Annotated in this window: 16 protein-coding genes; 13 read left to right on the top strand and 3 right to left on the bottom strand. The window is 57.5% G+C overall.

Annotation, left to right across the window (positions count from 1 at the left end):
* Positions 1-31: 31 nt before the first annotated feature.
* The gene (locus QE396_RS20430) at positions 32-1,273 is read left to right on the top strand and encodes a multifunctional CCA addition/repair protein (protein ID WP_020883630.1); all 1,242 of its coding nucleotides are present in this window, start codon (positions 32-34) and stop codon (positions 1,271-1,273) included.
* 10 nt (positions 1,274-1,283) lie between these two features.
* Here QE396_RS20430 and bacA read toward each other — a convergent pair whose 3' ends face one another.
* Both bacA and folB read right to left on the bottom strand, forming a co-directional pair.
* Positions 1,284-2,105 carry an undecaprenyl-diphosphate phosphatase gene (gene bacA / locus QE396_RS20425; protein ID WP_014171656.1) on the bottom strand — a complete coding sequence of 274 codons (822 nt, stop codon included), beginning with the start codon at positions 2,103-2,105 and terminating at the stop codon, positions 1,284-1,286.
* Positions 2,106-2,212: 107 nt separating this feature from the next.
* A complete protein-coding gene (gene folB / locus QE396_RS20420; protein WP_020883629.1) occupies positions 2,213-2,581 on the bottom strand; it encodes a bifunctional dihydroneopterin aldolase/7,8-dihydroneopterin epimerase in 369 nt (122 codons plus the stop codon).
* Positions 2,582-2,688: 107 nt separating this feature from the next.
* Here folB and plsY point away from each other — a divergent pair, with 107 nt between their 5' ends.
* From plsY to ureG, 10 genes are all read left to right on the top strand, one after another.
* Positions 2,689-3,303 carry a glycerol-3-phosphate 1-O-acyltransferase PlsY gene (gene plsY, locus QE396_RS20415; protein WP_020883628.1) on the top strand — a complete coding sequence of 205 codons (615 nt, stop codon included), beginning with the start codon at positions 2,689-2,691 and terminating at the stop codon, positions 3,301-3,303.
* Between the two features lie 92 nt (positions 3,304-3,395).
* Positions 3,396-4,862 (top strand): MFS transporter, encoded by a 1,467-nt coding sequence (locus QE396_RS20410; RefSeq protein ID WP_020883627.1) that lies wholly within the window; start codon positions 3,396-3,398, stop codon positions 4,860-4,862.
* A gap of 116 nt (positions 4,863-4,978) precedes the next feature.
* On the top strand, positions 4,979-5,806 hold the full coding sequence (locus QE396_RS20405; RefSeq protein ID WP_020883625.1) for an urease accessory protein UreD: 828 nt from the start codon (positions 4,979-4,981) through the stop codon (positions 5,804-5,806).
* 10 nt (positions 5,807-5,816) lie between these two features.
* A complete protein-coding gene (locus QE396_RS20400) occupies positions 5,817-6,119 on the top strand; it encodes an urease subunit gamma (protein ID WP_003862556.1) in 303 nt (100 codons plus the stop codon).
* Between the two features lie 10 nt (positions 6,120-6,129).
* Entirely contained in the window at positions 6,130-6,444 is a 315-nt protein-coding gene (locus QE396_RS20395; RefSeq protein WP_020883624.1) for an urease subunit beta, read from the top strand.
* Positions 6,437-8,140, top strand: a complete 1,704-nt coding sequence (gene ureC, locus QE396_RS20390) for an urease subunit alpha (RefSeq protein WP_309952289.1) — start codon at positions 6,437-6,439, stop codon at positions 8,138-8,140. Before QE396_RS20395 ends, ureC begins: the two co-directional genes overlap by 8 nt.
* Positions 8,141-8,149: 9 nt before the next feature.
* Entirely contained in the window at positions 8,150-8,614 is a 465-nt protein-coding gene (ureE, locus tag QE396_RS20385) for an urease accessory protein UreE (protein ID WP_020883622.1), read from the top strand.
* 9 nt (positions 8,615-8,623) lie between these two features.
* A complete protein-coding gene (locus tag QE396_RS20380) occupies positions 8,624-9,163 on the top strand; it encodes a HupE/UreJ family protein (RefSeq protein WP_020883621.1) in 540 nt (179 codons plus the stop codon).
* Complete coding sequence (locus tag QE396_RS20375; RefSeq protein WP_020883620.1) at positions 9,163-9,837, top strand: urease accessory protein UreF; 675 nt, start codon at positions 9,163-9,165, stop codon at positions 9,835-9,837. The genes QE396_RS20380 and QE396_RS20375 overlap by 1 nt, the downstream gene beginning before the upstream one ends.
* A gap of 9 nt (positions 9,838-9,846) precedes the next feature.
* Complete coding sequence (ureG, locus tag QE396_RS20370; RefSeq protein WP_020883619.1) at positions 9,847-10,464, top strand: urease accessory protein UreG; 618 nt, start codon at positions 9,847-9,849, stop codon at positions 10,462-10,464.
* Positions 10,465-10,504: 40 nt separating this feature from the next.
* On the opposite strand, the gene tsaD is transcribed toward ureG, so the two are convergent.
* A complete protein-coding gene (gene tsaD, locus QE396_RS20365; protein ID WP_020883618.1) occupies positions 10,505-11,518 on the bottom strand; it encodes a tRNA (adenosine(37)-N6)-threonylcarbamoyltransferase complex transferase subunit TsaD in 1,014 nt (337 codons plus the stop codon).
* A 236-nt stretch (positions 11,519-11,754) separates the two neighbouring features.
* On the opposite strand from tsaD, the gene rpsU reads away from it, so the two are divergent.
* Positions 11,755-11,970 (top strand): 30S ribosomal protein S21, encoded by a 216-nt coding sequence (gene rpsU, locus QE396_RS20360; RefSeq protein WP_001144069.1) that lies wholly within the window; start codon positions 11,755-11,757, stop codon positions 11,968-11,970.
* A gap of 114 nt (positions 11,971-12,084) precedes the next feature.
* Positions 12,085-13,830, top strand: coding sequence for a DNA primase (gene dnaG, locus QE396_RS20355; RefSeq protein ID WP_047366600.1), 1,746 nt, complete (start codon positions 12,085-12,087; stop codon positions 13,828-13,830).
* The last annotated feature ends 20 nt before the right edge of the window (positions 13,831-13,850 follow it).

The following is a 13,850-nucleotide window of genomic DNA, read 5'->3' as shown; positions in this document are numbered from 1 at the left end:
CTTGCGAAAAGAGAAAACGGGAGTACAGGGCGTGAAGAGTTATCTGGTCGGTGGTGCGGTACGTGATGCGTTGTTAGGTCTGCCGGTCAAAGATAAAGACTGGGTGGTGGTGGGAGCCACACCTGAAGAAATGCTTAACGCGGGCTACCAGCAGGTAGGCCGCGATTTTCCCGTGTTTCTGCACCCGCAAAGTCGTGAGGAGTACGCCCTGGCGCGTACCGAACGGAAATCCGGTTCGGGTTATACCGGCTTCACCTGCTATGCCGCACCGGACGTCACGCTGGAGCAAGATCTCCTGCGTCGCGATCTCACCATCAACGCGCTGGCGCAGGACGAAGACGGCCAGATTATTGACGCGTATGGCGGTCAGGACGATCTGCGTAATCGACTGCTGCGTCACGTCTCCCCGGCGTTTTCTGAAGATCCGCTCCGCGTGCTGCGCGTGGCGCGCTTTGCGGCGCGTTACGCGCATCTGAGCTTCCGCATTGCCGATGAGACCCTGGCACTGATGACCGCCATGACCGAGGCGGGCGAACTGGCCCACCTCACGCCAGAGCGCGTCTGGAAAGAGACGGAAAACGCCCTTACTACCCGCAACCCGCAGGTCTTTTTCCAGGTGCTGCGTGACTGTGGCGCACTGAAAGTGCTGTTCCCGGAAATTGACGCGCTGTTCGGCGTGCCCGCCCCGGCGAAATGGCACCCGGAAATCGATACCGGCGTGCATACCCTGATGACCCTGAGTATGGCTGCCATGCTCAGCCCCGAGGTGGATGTGCGTTTTTCAACGCTGTGCCACGATCTCGGCAAAGGATTAACGCCAAAAGCCATGTGGCCGCGCCACCATGGCCACGGTCCTGCCGGGGTGAAGCTGGTCGAAGGGCTTTGCCAGCGCCTGCGGGTACCCAACGAGATCCGCGATCTCGCCAGACTGGTGGCGGAATTTCACGACCTGATCCACACCTTCCCGATCCTCAAACCGGCCACCATCGTTAAGCTGTTTGATAACATCGACGCATGGCGCAAACCCCAGCGCGTCGAGCAGATCGCGTTGACCAGCGAAGCCGACGTACGTGGCCGCACCGGTTTTGAAGCCTGCGATTATCCGCAGGGGCGGCTGTTACGCGCAGCGTGGGAAGTGGCAAAAGCGGTACCGACTAAAGCGGTTGTCGAGGCGGGCTTCAAGGGACCGGAAATCCGGGAAGAGCTGACGAAACGTCGAATTCAGGCGGTGACGGACTGGAAGGAAAAGCATTGCCCTCAGCCTAAAGACTGAGGGCCGTCGGTCAGAAGAAGACCACGTAAACCGCAGCCGCCACGATAAAGCGATAGATCGCGAACGGAATAAACGAGATACGCTTAATCAACTGCAGGAAGGTTTTGATGGCGATCAGCGCCACAATAAAGGCAGTGACAAAGCCCACGGCGAACATCGGAATGTCACCCGTGGTGAGGAAGCCAATGCTTTTATAGACGTCGAGTGCGGTCGCGCCCATCATCATCGGTACCGCCAGCAGGAACGAGAACTCCGACGCAGCATAACGGCTAACGCCCATCAGCATCCCGCCAGAGATGGTCGCGCCTGAGCGTGAAAAGCCCGGCCACAGCGCCAGACACTGGAAACAACCGATGATAAACGCCTGACGGTAGGTCATGTCATCCAGACCTTCCGCGCGTGGCGTTTTCGGCTTCAGCAGTTCTGCCGCGATCAGCAGGAAACCGCCGACGACCAGCGCATACATGACGTTAATCGGGTTAAACAGCGATTTAATGGTGTCGTGGAAAACCAGGCCCAGAACCACTGCCGGAACCATGCCAAGCAGAATATGGATAAGCGTCAGGCGACCTTTGCTTTCACCCTCGCGCTGAGGAAGACGGCCAAAGTGGATACCGATAAGCCCGAACAGACGACGCCAGAACATCACAACGACCGCCAGAATAGACCCCAACTGAATGACAACTTCAAACGTCTTTGCGGTATCGCCTTCAAAGCCCAGCAGATGGCCAACGATAATCATATGGCCCGTACTGGAAACCGGCAAAAACTCCGTCAATCCTTCGACCACACCCAGTATTGCCGCCACCAGCAGCGAGTGCATATCGCTCATCTATAAACCCCTAAAAAGATATAAAAAAAACGGTGTCCCACGCGGACAACCGTGAAAGATACAGCTTTAAGACCGGTATAACCTAAAATGGTTTAGCTATTATGACGTTAAATCTTCCCTTTCAGATTTGTGCCACGCTCAATGATCACGCCGACGTTAGCAGCACGCGCCACGGCACCCGGTTTGCTCAACTTGATGCGTACCCACGGTGCGTTGAACTTGCTCAGCAGCAGCTCAGCCACCTCTTCTGCCACACGCTCCACCAGCGCAAAACGTTGCCCTTCGACGTGGCCCACGACCGTTTCACTGATATCGGCGTAGCTCAGACAGTCATTCACGTCGTCGCTTTTTGCTGACTTGCGGTTATCCCAGCCCATTTCGATATCGAACACGAGTTTCTGCTCAATGGTCTGTTCCCAGTCGTAAACACCAATAGTGGTGATTACCGAAAGTTGCTCTATAAATACAATATCCATCACGACCTGCCTGCTTTTTGGCTAAACCGGATACCACTTCCGGCGAATTATGCGTATTATCCACAGATGCTGAGAATACAGATACATTTTCAAAACGGAACAGCGTTATGAGTGCAATCGCGCCTGGAATGATCCTCCTCGCCTACCTTTGCGGCTCAATCTCCAGCGCCATTCTGGTCTGCCGCATTGCCGGGTTACCTGACCCGCGCGAAAGTGGTTCCGGGAATCCGGGGGCGACCAATGTACTACGAATTGGCGGCAAGGGAGCAGCCGTAGCGGTATTGATTTTTGATGTTCTGAAAGGAATGTTACCCGTCTGGGGAGCGTATGCGCTGGGCGTTACGCCGTTCTGGCTGGGGCTCATTGCTATCGCCGCCTGTGTCGGCCATATCTGGCCTGTATTCTTTGGTTTTAAAGGCGGTAAAGGCGTCGCCACCGCCTTTGGTGCTATTGCCCCAATCGGCTGGGACTTAACCGGCGTGATGGCCGGCACCTGGCTACTGACCATTCTTCTGAGCGGTTACTCATCACTGGGCGCCATCGTCAGCGCGCTGATCGCGCCATTCTATGTCTGGTGGTTCAAACCGCAGTTCACCTTCCCGGTGTCGATGCTCTCCTGCCTCATCCTGCTGCGCCATCACGATAATATTCAGCGCCTGTGGCGTCGCCAGGAGACCAAAATCTGGTCGAAGCTCAAGAGAAAGAAAAAAGACGCCCCGTAAGGGGTTAGTTATGCCTTATAACCAAATGTGATTTTGGTCACCCTCTGCCTGTGGTAACTGTTAATGACACAACACAACCACACAAAAAGAAAATGGCAGACATTACAGACACAACTCCCCTTTCAACGGCAGGACATTCGCCTGATGGCGACATCAAGTGGGTACGTAACGCCTCTGACGTTTCACGTCTGGTCAACGACGGTTCTCAGGGTCGGGCCAACGCCCGCATCGTAGTCGGTATCGCGCTGGGCGGTATTTTCCTTGATGCGTACGACCTTGGTGCGCTGGCGTTCGGCATCAAAGACATCACTCGCGAATTTAATCTCACCCCCGCCGGTACCGGCATGGTGGCCTCGGCCATTACCTTTGGCGCGATTGTCGGGGCGCTGCTGGGTGGCTACCTCACGGACAAGATCGGACGCTACCGCGTCTTTATGGCCGACATGCTGTTCTTTGTGGTAGCGGCCATCGCCTGTGCACTGGCACCCAACGAATATGCGCTGGCGGGCGCACGCTTTGTGATGGGCCTCGGCGTGGGGATCGATCTGCCGGTGGCGATGGCGTTTCTTAGCGAGTTCGCCAGGCTCAAAGGCCCCGGAAACAAGGCCTCCAGCGTCGCAATGTGGTGCCCAACCTGGTATGCCGCAATCAGCATCTCTTACCTGTTGGTGTTATTCTTCTACGCCGTACTGCCAGAAAGTCACAGCGACTGGCTGTGGCGCTTAATCCTGGGGTTTGGCGCGGTGCCAGCGCTGGTGATTATCGCCATTCGTAGCCGCTACATGAGCGAGTCCCCGGTCTGGGCGGCGAATCAGGGCAACCTGAAAGAGGCGGCCGCTATCTTGCGGCAATCGTATAACATCAACGCCCACGTGCCGCAGGATGCGCTTAACCAACCGGCACCGGTGGTCAACAAGGCGAAGTGGGCAAATTATCTGAACCTGTTCCGTGGCGTCTATTTGCGACGTACCACGCTCGCTACCCTGCTCTCGGTGGTGTCGTCTTTCGCCTATAACGCCGTCGCATTTGGTCTGCCGGTCATTATCTCCAGCTTCTTTGTGCAGTCGATGCTGACCACTATTCTGATCTCGCTGGTGCTAAACCTGCTGTTTGCCTTCGTCGGCGGATTGCTGGCGGTGCGCTATGTTCCGCGCTTCGGCGCGTGGCGGATGTCACTGGCGGGCTACGCCTGTCAGCTTGTTGCTCTGCTGGGGCTGGCGCTGATTGGTCGTCCGGAAGGCGTATCGGAAGGCGTTATCGCCGTCGCGATGCTGGCGCTGTTCCTGTTCGGTCAGGGATTTGGGCCCGGTGCCCATACCATGACGTTTGCGTCCCTGAGCTATCCCACCTCTCTGCGCGGCGTGGGCGTGGGCCTTAACCAGACGCTGATGCGCAGCAGTTCTACGCTCTCGCTGTTTCTGTTCCCGCTGCTGGTGGCCTCTCTTGATACCGCCGTGTTCTGGGTGATCGCCCTGGCACCGTTTATCGGGCTGGCTTCGCTGCTGGCGATCCGCTGGGAGCCGTCCGGCTATGATGTGGATGCAGAGGATTATCGATAACCTTCTCAACCGGCTCCTTGAGCCGGTTTTTTTATCCATAAGCGACTCATATGACAGCCTTCATTTCTGCCAGGGCATACTGAAACGTCTCCCGATGATGAGCAGATGGATGCAGCATGTTAGCAGCTCAGGTCACTGATAATTCTTACAAAGGCTGGCAGGCATCGCTTGCCCTGCAGTTTTGTTACACCCCTGAGAAAACCCTCCTGCACGCTGCTCATCACATCGGGCCCCTCACCGTACAGCGACCTTTTTATCCCGAAGGCGACACCTGTCACCTGTATTTACTGCACCCGCCAGGCGGGATAGTCGGCGGCGATACGCTGGATATTTCGGTGCATCTGGACGCGAAAAGCCATGCGCTGATCACCATGCCCGGCGCGAGCAAGTTCTATCGCAGCAGCGGCCCGCAGGCCTGTCTCAATCAGCACTTCTGGCTCGACGATGAGGCTACGCTGGAGTGGCTGCCGCAGGACACCATTATCTTTCCCGGTGCGAATGCCGCCCTGCGTTCCGTTTTTCGTCTGAAGGCCTCCAGTACGCTGCTGGCGTGGGAGCTGTACTGTCTGGGTCGCCCGGTGATCGGCGAAACCTTCAGCCACGGCACGCTGGAAAGCCGCCTTGAGATCTGGGTCGACGATGAGCCACGGCTGATTGAACGTCAGCACCTCAGCAATGGCGATCTCACGCCCGTTGCAGGTCTCCCGTGGGTCGGCACGCTGCTGTTCTTTCCGGCCAGGGAAGCGCACCTCGAAACGGTGCGCGAGCTGCTGACGCCGCTGAGCCACTTTGCCGGGGCAACGCTCACAGACGATCTGCTGTCGGTGCGTTTTCTCTCCCACGACAACCTGATTTGCCAGCGGGTGATGCGCGATATCTGGCAGTCGCTTCGCCCGCTTTTAACCCCCAAAACCGCCTGTTCGCCGCGTATCTGGCAGACATAAGAGAAACGTTATGGAACTGACCCCCAGAGAAAAAGACAAGCTGTTGCTGTTTACCGCTGCGCTGGTTGCCGAACGCCGCCTTGCGCGCGGGGTAAAACTGAATTACCCGGAATCAGTCGCGCTGATCAGCGCGTTTATTATGGAAGGCGCCCGCGATGGCGAAACCGTCGCCTCACTAATGGAAGCGGGCCGTCACGTCCTGACGCGCGACCAGGTGATGGAAGGCGTACCGGAGATGATCCCCGACATTCAGGTGGAAGCGACGTTCCCGGACGGATCAAAGCTCGTCACCGTCCATAACCCGATCGTATAAGGAGCGCGTGATGATCCCAGGCGAATACCAGATCCAATCCGGAAACATTGCGATCAACGTTGGGCGAGACACGCAAAACGTGATCGTCGAAAACCATGGCGACAGGCCGATCCAGGTGGGATCGCACTACCACTTTTATGAGATTAACCCGGCGCTGAAATTCGACCGGGAAGCCACCAAAGGCTATCGGCTGAATATTCCGGCAGGCACCGCCGTGCGTTTCGAACCCGGACAGAAGCGCGAGGTGACGCTGGTTCAGGTCAGCGGCGCGCAGCGTATTTTCGGCTTTCGCGGCGAGGTGATGGGAGAGGTGAAAAATGGCTGAAATTTCACGCCAGGCCTACGCCGATATGTTCGGCCCCACCACTGGCGATAAAGTGCGTCTGGCCGACAGCGAGCTGTGGATAGAAGTGGAAAACGATCTCACGGTCTACGGCGAAGAGGTCAAATTCGGCGGCGGGAAGGTGATCCGCGACGGTATGGGCCAGGGGCAGATGACATCCGACGGCTGCGTGGATCTGGTGCTGACCAACGCGCTGATTATCGATCACTGGGGGATCGTTAAAGCCGATATTGGCGTAAAAAACGGGCGGATCTTTGCCGTGGGTAAAGCCGGCAACCCGGATATACAGCCCGGGGTCACGATCCCGATTGGCGCAGCGACAGAAGTGATCGCCGCCGAAGGGAAAATTGTCACCGCCGGCGGGATCGACACGCACATCCACTGGATCTGCCCGCAGCAGGCGGAAGAGGCGCTGGTCTCTGGCGTCACCACCATGATTGGCGGGGGCACGGGCCCTGCGGCAGGCACCAACGCCACGACCTGTACGCCGGGGCCCTGGTATATCGCACGGATGTTGCAGGCGGCCGATACACTACCGGTGAATATCGGCCTGCTTGGCAAAGGTAACGGTTCCAACCCTGATGCCCTGCGCGAGCAGATCGCAGCGGGTGCCATCGGGCTGAAGATCCACGAAGACTGGGGCGCGACGTCGGCCGCCATCAACTGCTCACTGGCGGTGGCGGAGGAGATGGATATTCAGGTGGCGCTGCACAGCGACACGCTGAACGAATCCGGGTTTGTTGAGGACACGCTGGCGGCTATCGGCGGACGGACCATTCACACCTTCCATACGGAAGGGGCGGGCGGCGGACATGCACCGGATATTATTACTGCCTGCGCGCACCCGAATATTCTGCCCTCCTCCACTAACCCGACGCTGCCCTACACGGTGAATACCATCGACGAGCATCTCGACATGCTGATGGTGTGTCACCACCTCGACCCGGATATCGCCGAGGACGTCGCCTTTGCTGAATCACGCATTCGCCGGGAGACCATCGCTGCGGAAGATGTCCTTCACGATATCGGCGCCTTCTCGCTGACCTCGTCCGATTCCCAGGCAATGGGTCGCGTCGGCGAAGTGATTATTCGTACCTGGCAGGTGGCGCACCGTATGAAGGTTCAGCGCGGCGCACTGCCGGAAGAGACCGGGAACAACGATAACTACCGCGTGAAACGCTATATCGCCAAATACACCATTAACCCGGCGCTGACCCACGGGATTGCCCATGAAGTGGGCTCGATTGAGGCCGGGAAACTGGCGGATTTAGTGGTCTGGTCCCCCGCGTTCTTTGGCGTCAAACCCGCCACCATTGTGAAAGGCGGGATGATCGCCTGCGCGCCGATGGGGGATATCAACGCCTCTATCCCAACGCCGCAACCGGTCCATTACCGTCCGATGTTTGGCTCGCTGGGTGCCGCACGCCATGCAACACGGCTGACGTTTGTCTCCCAGGCTGCCGATGCGAAGGGCATTTCGCACCAGCTCAGCCTGCAGAGCGGCATAGCCGTCGTCAAAGGCTGCCGCACGGTGAAAAAGGCCGACATGATCCACAACAGCCTGCAGCCCAACATCACCGTTGATGCACAAACTTACGAGGTTCGCGTTGATGGCGAGCTCATTACCAGCGAGCCGGCAGACGTTCTGCCGATGGCCCAACGCTATTTCCTGTTTTAAGGAGTGACGATGATCTACCTGACCCAACGCCTTGACCATGCCCATCCGATAACCGCCAGCGTCACGCTGCCGATTGATGTCCGGGTGAAAAGCCGTGCCCGCGTGGCGCTGAATGACGGTCGCGAAGCCGGGCTGATGCTGCCGCGCGGCCTGCTGCTGCGCGGGGGAGATCTGCTGACCACTGACGACGGCAGCGAGGTGATCGAGGTGATCGCCGCGCCGGAATCGGTCTCCGTGGTGCGCTGCGACGATCCATTCCTGCTCGCCCGCGCCTGCTACCACCTCGGCAACCGCCACGTGCCGCTGCAGATCATGCCCGGCGAGCTGCGCTATCACCACGATCATGTGCTCGATGACATGCTGCGCCAGTTCGGGCTCGAGGTGACATTTGCCACCCTCCCGTTTGAACCGGAAGCAGGGGCGTATACCAGCGATGCCCACAGCCATAGTCACTCTCACGCTCATTCACATTAAGGATTCATCATGCGTACGTTTTTACCTCTGTTACTGCTGGCCTTTTCTCTTCCTGCCCTGGCGCATCCCGGACATGGCACAGACAGCTTTCAGGCCGGTTTTTTCCATCCGCTGACGGGTCTTGATCATCTGCTGATGCTAACCGGTGCGGGCGTACTTTCGGCCCTGAGCGGGCGCAAGCTGCTGCTGCCCCTTGCCACTCTCGGCATGATGCTGGCCGGGGCCGTTGCAGGCAGCCTGCTTGGCGGCTTTAGCGGCATGGAAATGCTGATTATCGCCTCGCTGGCGGTCTGCGGCGCAATGATGTTTAAAACCGAAAATCGCCTGCTGTTGGCCGTGCCGGCGCTGGCAATGTTCCACGGCTGGGCGCACGGGGTAGAGATGTCTGGCCACAACTTCTGGCTCTTCACCAGCGGCTTTATGTTTGCCAGTGCCACGGTGCTGTGCGCCAGCTTCGCCGCCGGGTTACTGCTGCGCCGTCACGACGGGTTACGTAAAACCTTTGGTGGCGGGCTGATTGTCTCTGCGCTGCTGGCGCTGATGAGCTGATGGAGCACGTCCGCCAGCGGCTGCGCCTGATGCAGCTCTCCAGCAGCAGCCTTCCGGTCGGGTCATTCACCTGGTCGCAGGGGCTGGAGTGGGCCGTAGAAGCAGGCTGGGTCCCCGATGCTGAGGCGTTCAAAAACTGGCAGATCCTGCAGATGGAGCAGAGCTTTTTCTGTGTCGATCTGCCGCTGTTTTCCCGACTTTATCAGGCGTGCGAGCAAAACGATTTGGCGATGGCAACACGCTGGACGGCCTACCTTCTCGCCTGCCGTGAAACGCGTGAACTGCGTGAAGAGGAACGCAACCGCGGGGCGGCCTTTACGCGCCTAATCAAAAGCTGGGAGCCGGACTGTCCGGCAGAGTGGCGGACGCTGTTTATGCAAAGCCAGCTCAGCGGCATGGCGTGGCTCGGAGTACGCTGGGGCATTAGCGCCCATGAGCTGGCCCTGAGCCTGGGCTACAGCTGGATTGAGAGCGCGGTCATGGCGGGCGTCAAGCTGGTGCCGTTCGGGCAACAGGCGGCGCAGCAGCTGATTATCGACCTGAGCGACCACTTTGCTGCCGGGCTTGAACCGGCATTTTTGCGTGGCGACGACGCGCTGGGTGCGGCAACGCCGCTGTCGGCCATCGCCTCTGCGCGCCACGAAACACAATATTCACGATTATTCCGTTCCTGAGGAGACAACATGGCTGATTACAAACATCCCCTGCGCGTGGGCGTGGGCGGCCCGGTAGGGTCGGGCAAAACCGCGTTACTGGAAGCACTCTGCAAAGCAATGCGCGACACCTATCACCTGGCAGTGGTGACTAACGATATCTACACCAAAGAGGATCAGCGCATTCTCACCGAAGCGGGCGCCCTTGAGCCAGAGCGCATCGTGGGCGTGGAGACGGGCGGCTGCCCGCATACCGCAATCCGCGAAGATGCCTCAATGAACCTGGCGGCAGTGGAAGCGTTAAGCGAAAAGTTCGGCAATCTGGACCTGATCTTCGTTGAAAGCGGCGGTGACAACCTGAGCGCCACCTTCAGCCCGGAACTGGCTGACCTGACGATCTATGTGATTGACGTCGCTGAAGGGGAGAAGATCCCGCGTAAGGGCGGCCCAGGGATAACCAAATCCGATTTTCTGGTGATCAACAAAACCGACCTGGCACCCTATGTGGGGGCCTCACTGGAGGTGATGGAGCGTGACACCCACCGCATGCGCGGCGAGCGCCCGTGGACCTTCACCAATCTGAAGGCGGGCGACGGACTGGCGACGATCGTGACATTTCTGGAAGAGAAAGGGATGTTGCGGGTGTAACCGTATAAATCCCCTCTCCCTGGCGGGAGAGGGTCAGACATTACGCCTCCGGCAACTCCGCCAGCGGCCAGCGTGGACGTACAGAGACGCTCAGATCGGCGGTCGCGCCAGCGTTCAGACGTACCATACCCGCGTAGGCGATCATCGCCCCGTTATCGGTACAGAATTCCGGACGGGCATAAAATACTTCCCCACCACGCTTTTGCATCATCTGCGCGAGTTTTGCACGCAGCGTGCGGTTGGCGCTGACGCCCCCGGCCATCACCAGACGCTTAAAGCCGGTCTTTTCCAGGGCGCGTTTGCATTTGATCATCAGGGTATCGACCACCGCATCTTCGAACGCACGGGCGATATCAGCACGGGTCTGCTCGCTATCGTCGTTATTGCGAATGGTATTGGCCGCGAAGGTTTTCAGACCGGAAAAGCTGAAATCCAGCCCTGGACGGTCAGTCATCGGACGCGGGAAGACGAAACGCCCTTCCGTGCCCTGCGATGCCATTTTCGAGAGCATCGGACCGCCAGGATAATCCAGACCCAGCAGTTTGGCCGTTTTGTCGAAGGCCTCACCGGCTGCGTCGTCAATGGACTCGCCGAGCAGCTCATACTTGCCAATCCCCGTTACGCTAATCAGCTGGGTATGGCCACCTGAAACCAGCAGCGCCACAAAAGGAAACGCAGGCGGATTATCTTCCAGCATCGGCGCCAGGAGATGCCCTTCCATATGGTGAACCGGAATGGCCGGCACATCCCACGCGAATGCCAGCGAACGGCCCACCGTTGCGCCGACCAGCAGCGCACCCACCAGGCCTGGGCCTGCGGTATACGCTACAGCATCAATATCAGTAGAGCTCAACCCGGCTTCTTTCAGCGCCGCCTGAATCAGGGGAACCGTTTTACGCACGTGGTCACGAGAAGCCAGTTCAGGCACGACGCCGCCGTAGTCAGCGTGTAATTTCACCTGACTATACAGTTGGTTGGCAAGAAGCCCTTTTTCGTCGTCGTAAATGGCGATGCCGGTCTCATCGCAGGATGTTTCAATACCCAGTACACGCATGACTTGTTTTACCTCGTTTCAATACCGCGCAGTGTAGGGCCAATGCGGATTGATGTAAAACTTTGTTCGCCCCAGGAAGAAGCCTCGTGTATACTCCTCACCCTTATTAAAGTCCCTTTCAAAAACGCGTCGGTGCTTTACAAAGCAGCAGCATTTGCAGTAAAATTCCGCACCATTTTGAAATAAGCTGGCGTTGATGCCAGCGGCAAACCGAATTTATCAAAGGTGAGAGTTACATGCCGGTAATTAAAGTACGTGAAAACGAGCCGTTCGACGTTGCACTGCGTCGCTTCAAACGTTCATGCGAGAAAGCAGGTGTTCTGGCTGAAGTTCGTCGTCGTGAGTTCTATGAAAAACCAACGACCGAACGTAAGCGCGCTAAAGCTTCTGCTGTGAAACGTCACGCGAAGAAACTGGCTCGCGAAAACGCACGCCGTACTCGTCTGTACTAATCAATTGAGGGCCTCAGCCCTCAATGACAGACAGAGTTGTAGTCGTAAGGCCGTGCTTCCGGAAGGAATGCGCGGCTTGTTTTCGTTTATGAGTTACTAAAATTTTTGGGGCATATGGCCGGACGAATCCCACGCGTATTCATCAATGACCTGCTAGCCAGAACCGACATCGTCGATCTCATCGACGCGCGGGTAAAGCTGAAAAAGCAGGGCAAGAACTACCATGCGTGCTGTCCTTTCCATAACGAAAAAACCCCCTCCTTCACCGTAAACGGTGAAAAGCAGTTTTACCATTGCTTCGGCTGTGGTGCTCACGGTAATGCTGTCGATTTTTTAATGAACTACGACAAACTCGAGTTCGTTGAAACCGTCGAAGAGCTGGCGGCGATGCACAACCTTGAAGTGCCGTATGAAGCAGGCAGTGGGCCAAGCCAGATCGAGCGCCATCAACGGCAAACGCTGTACCAACTGATGGATGGTCTGAACTCGTTTTATCAACAGTCTCTTAAGCACGCTGCTGCTGAGCCTGCGCGTCAGTACCTGACAGCGCGCGGACTGAGTGACGATGTGATTGCGCGTTTCGCTATTGGTTACGCCCCGCCCGGCTGGGACAACGTGTTAAAGCGTTTTGGCGGCAATAGCGAAGATCGTAAGTCTCTTATCGATGCCGGCATGCTGGTCACCAACGACCAGGGACGAAGCTACGACCGCTTCCGCGAACGGGTGATGTTCCCGATCCGCGACAAGCGTGGCCGGGTGATTGGTTTTGGTGGTCGCGTGCTGGGTGATGCCCTGCCGAAGTACCTCAACTCCCCGGAGACCGATATTTTTCATAAAGGCCGCCAGCTTTACGGTCTTTATGAGGCGCTGAAGGATAACGCGGAACCTCCGCGCCTTCTGGTCGTCGAAGGCTATATGGATGTCGTCGCGCTGGCGCAGTACGACATCAACTATGCGGTTGCATCTCTGGGCACCTCGACCACAGCCGATCACATTCAGCTGCTGTACAGGGTGACTAACAATGTCATCTGCTGTTACGACGGTGACCGTGCAGGGCGCGACGCCGCCTGGCGTGCGCTGGAAACCGCACTGCCTTATATGACCGACGGGCGTCAGTTACGCTTTATGTTCCTGCCCGACGGTGAAGACCCGGATACGCTGGTGCGTAAAGAGGGCAAAGCGGCGTTTGAAGCGCGGATCGAGCAGGCTCAGCCGCTCTCCACGTTTTTGTTTAACAGCCTGATGCCGCAGGTCGATTTGAGTACCCCTGACGGGCGCGCGCAGCTCAGCACGCTGGCGCTGCCGTTAATCAGTCAGGTGCCCGGCGAAACGCTGCGCATCTATCTGCGTCAGGAGCTAGGCAACAAACTCGGCATTCTGGATGACAGCCAGCTTGAACGTTTAATGCCTAAACAGTCTGAAAACGGTGCGGTTCGTCCCGCGCCTCAGCTAAAACGCACAACCATGCGTATACTGATAGGGTTACTGGTTCAAAACCCCGAACTTGCTCCGCAAGTGCCATCGCTGGCGGGTTTGAACCACGAAAAATTGCCCGGGCTTGGCTTATTTTCAGAATTGGTCAACACTTGTTTGTCTCAGCCAGGTCTGACCACCGGACAACTTTTAGAACATTATCGCGGCACAAAAGAGGCTGCTACCCTTGAAAAACTGTCGATGTGGGACGATATAGCAGATAAGGATATTGCAGAAAAAACGTTCACCGACTCACTCAACCATATGTTTGATTCGATGCTTGAGCTGCGCCAGGAAGAGTTGATAGCTCGCGAGCGCACACACGGCTTAAGCAGCGAAGAACGCCGGGAACTCTGGATGCTGAACCAGGAGCTGGCAAAAAAATGAATTCAACGGCTTAAGTGCCG

The organism is Enterobacter sp. SORGH_AS_0287, from assembly GCF_031453695.1.
Lineage (GTDB): Bacteria > Pseudomonadota > Gammaproteobacteria > Enterobacterales > Enterobacteriaceae > Enterobacter > Enterobacter ludwigii.
Note: the sequence above shows the minus strand (reverse complement) of the source record. Positions and strands in the feature narration are given on the sequence as shown.

Coding starts and splice junctions, on each gene's coding strand:
- QE396_RS20395 (WP_020883624.1), top strand. CDS start 6,130: ATGATCCCAGGCGAATACCAGATCCAATCCGGAAACATTGCGATCAAC.
- tsaD (WP_020883618.1), bottom strand. CDS start 11,518: ATGCGTGTACTGGGTATTGAAACATCCTGCGATGAGACCGGCATCGCC.
- ureE (WP_020883622.1), top strand. CDS start 8,150: ATGATCTACCTGACCCAACGCCTTGACCATGCCCATCCGATAACCGCC.
- ureC (WP_309952289.1), top strand. CDS start 6,437: ATGGCTGAAATTTCACGCCAGGCCTACGCCGATATGTTCGGCCCCACC.
- ureG (WP_020883619.1), top strand. CDS start 9,847: ATGGCTGATTACAAACATCCCCTGCGCGTGGGCGTGGGCGGCCCGGTA.
- QE396_RS20410 (WP_020883627.1), top strand. CDS start 3,396: ATGGCAGACATTACAGACACAACTCCCCTTTCAACGGCAGGACATTCG.
- folB (WP_020883629.1), bottom strand. CDS start 2,581: ATGGATATTGTATTTATAGAGCAACTTTCGGTAATCACCACTATTGGT.
- dnaG (WP_047366600.1), top strand. CDS start 12,085: ATGGCCGGACGAATCCCACGCGTATTCATCAATGACCTGCTAGCCAGA.
- bacA (WP_014171656.1), bottom strand. CDS start 2,105: ATGAGCGATATGCACTCGCTGCTGGTGGCGGCAATACTGGGTGTGGTC.
- QE396_RS20400 (WP_003862556.1), top strand. CDS start 5,817: ATGGAACTGACCCCCAGAGAAAAAGACAAGCTGTTGCTGTTTACCGCT.
- QE396_RS20380 (WP_020883621.1), top strand. CDS start 8,624: ATGCGTACGTTTTTACCTCTGTTACTGCTGGCCTTTTCTCTTCCTGCC.
- QE396_RS20375 (WP_020883620.1), top strand. CDS start 9,163: ATGGAGCACGTCCGCCAGCGGCTGCGCCTGATGCAGCTCTCCAGCAGC.
- QE396_RS20405 (WP_020883625.1), top strand. CDS start 4,979: ATGTTAGCAGCTCAGGTCACTGATAATTCTTACAAAGGCTGGCAGGCA.
- rpsU (WP_001144069.1), top strand. CDS start 11,755: ATGCCGGTAATTAAAGTACGTGAAAACGAGCCGTTCGACGTTGCACTG.
- plsY (WP_020883628.1), top strand. CDS start 2,689: ATGAGTGCAATCGCGCCTGGAATGATCCTCCTCGCCTACCTTTGCGGC.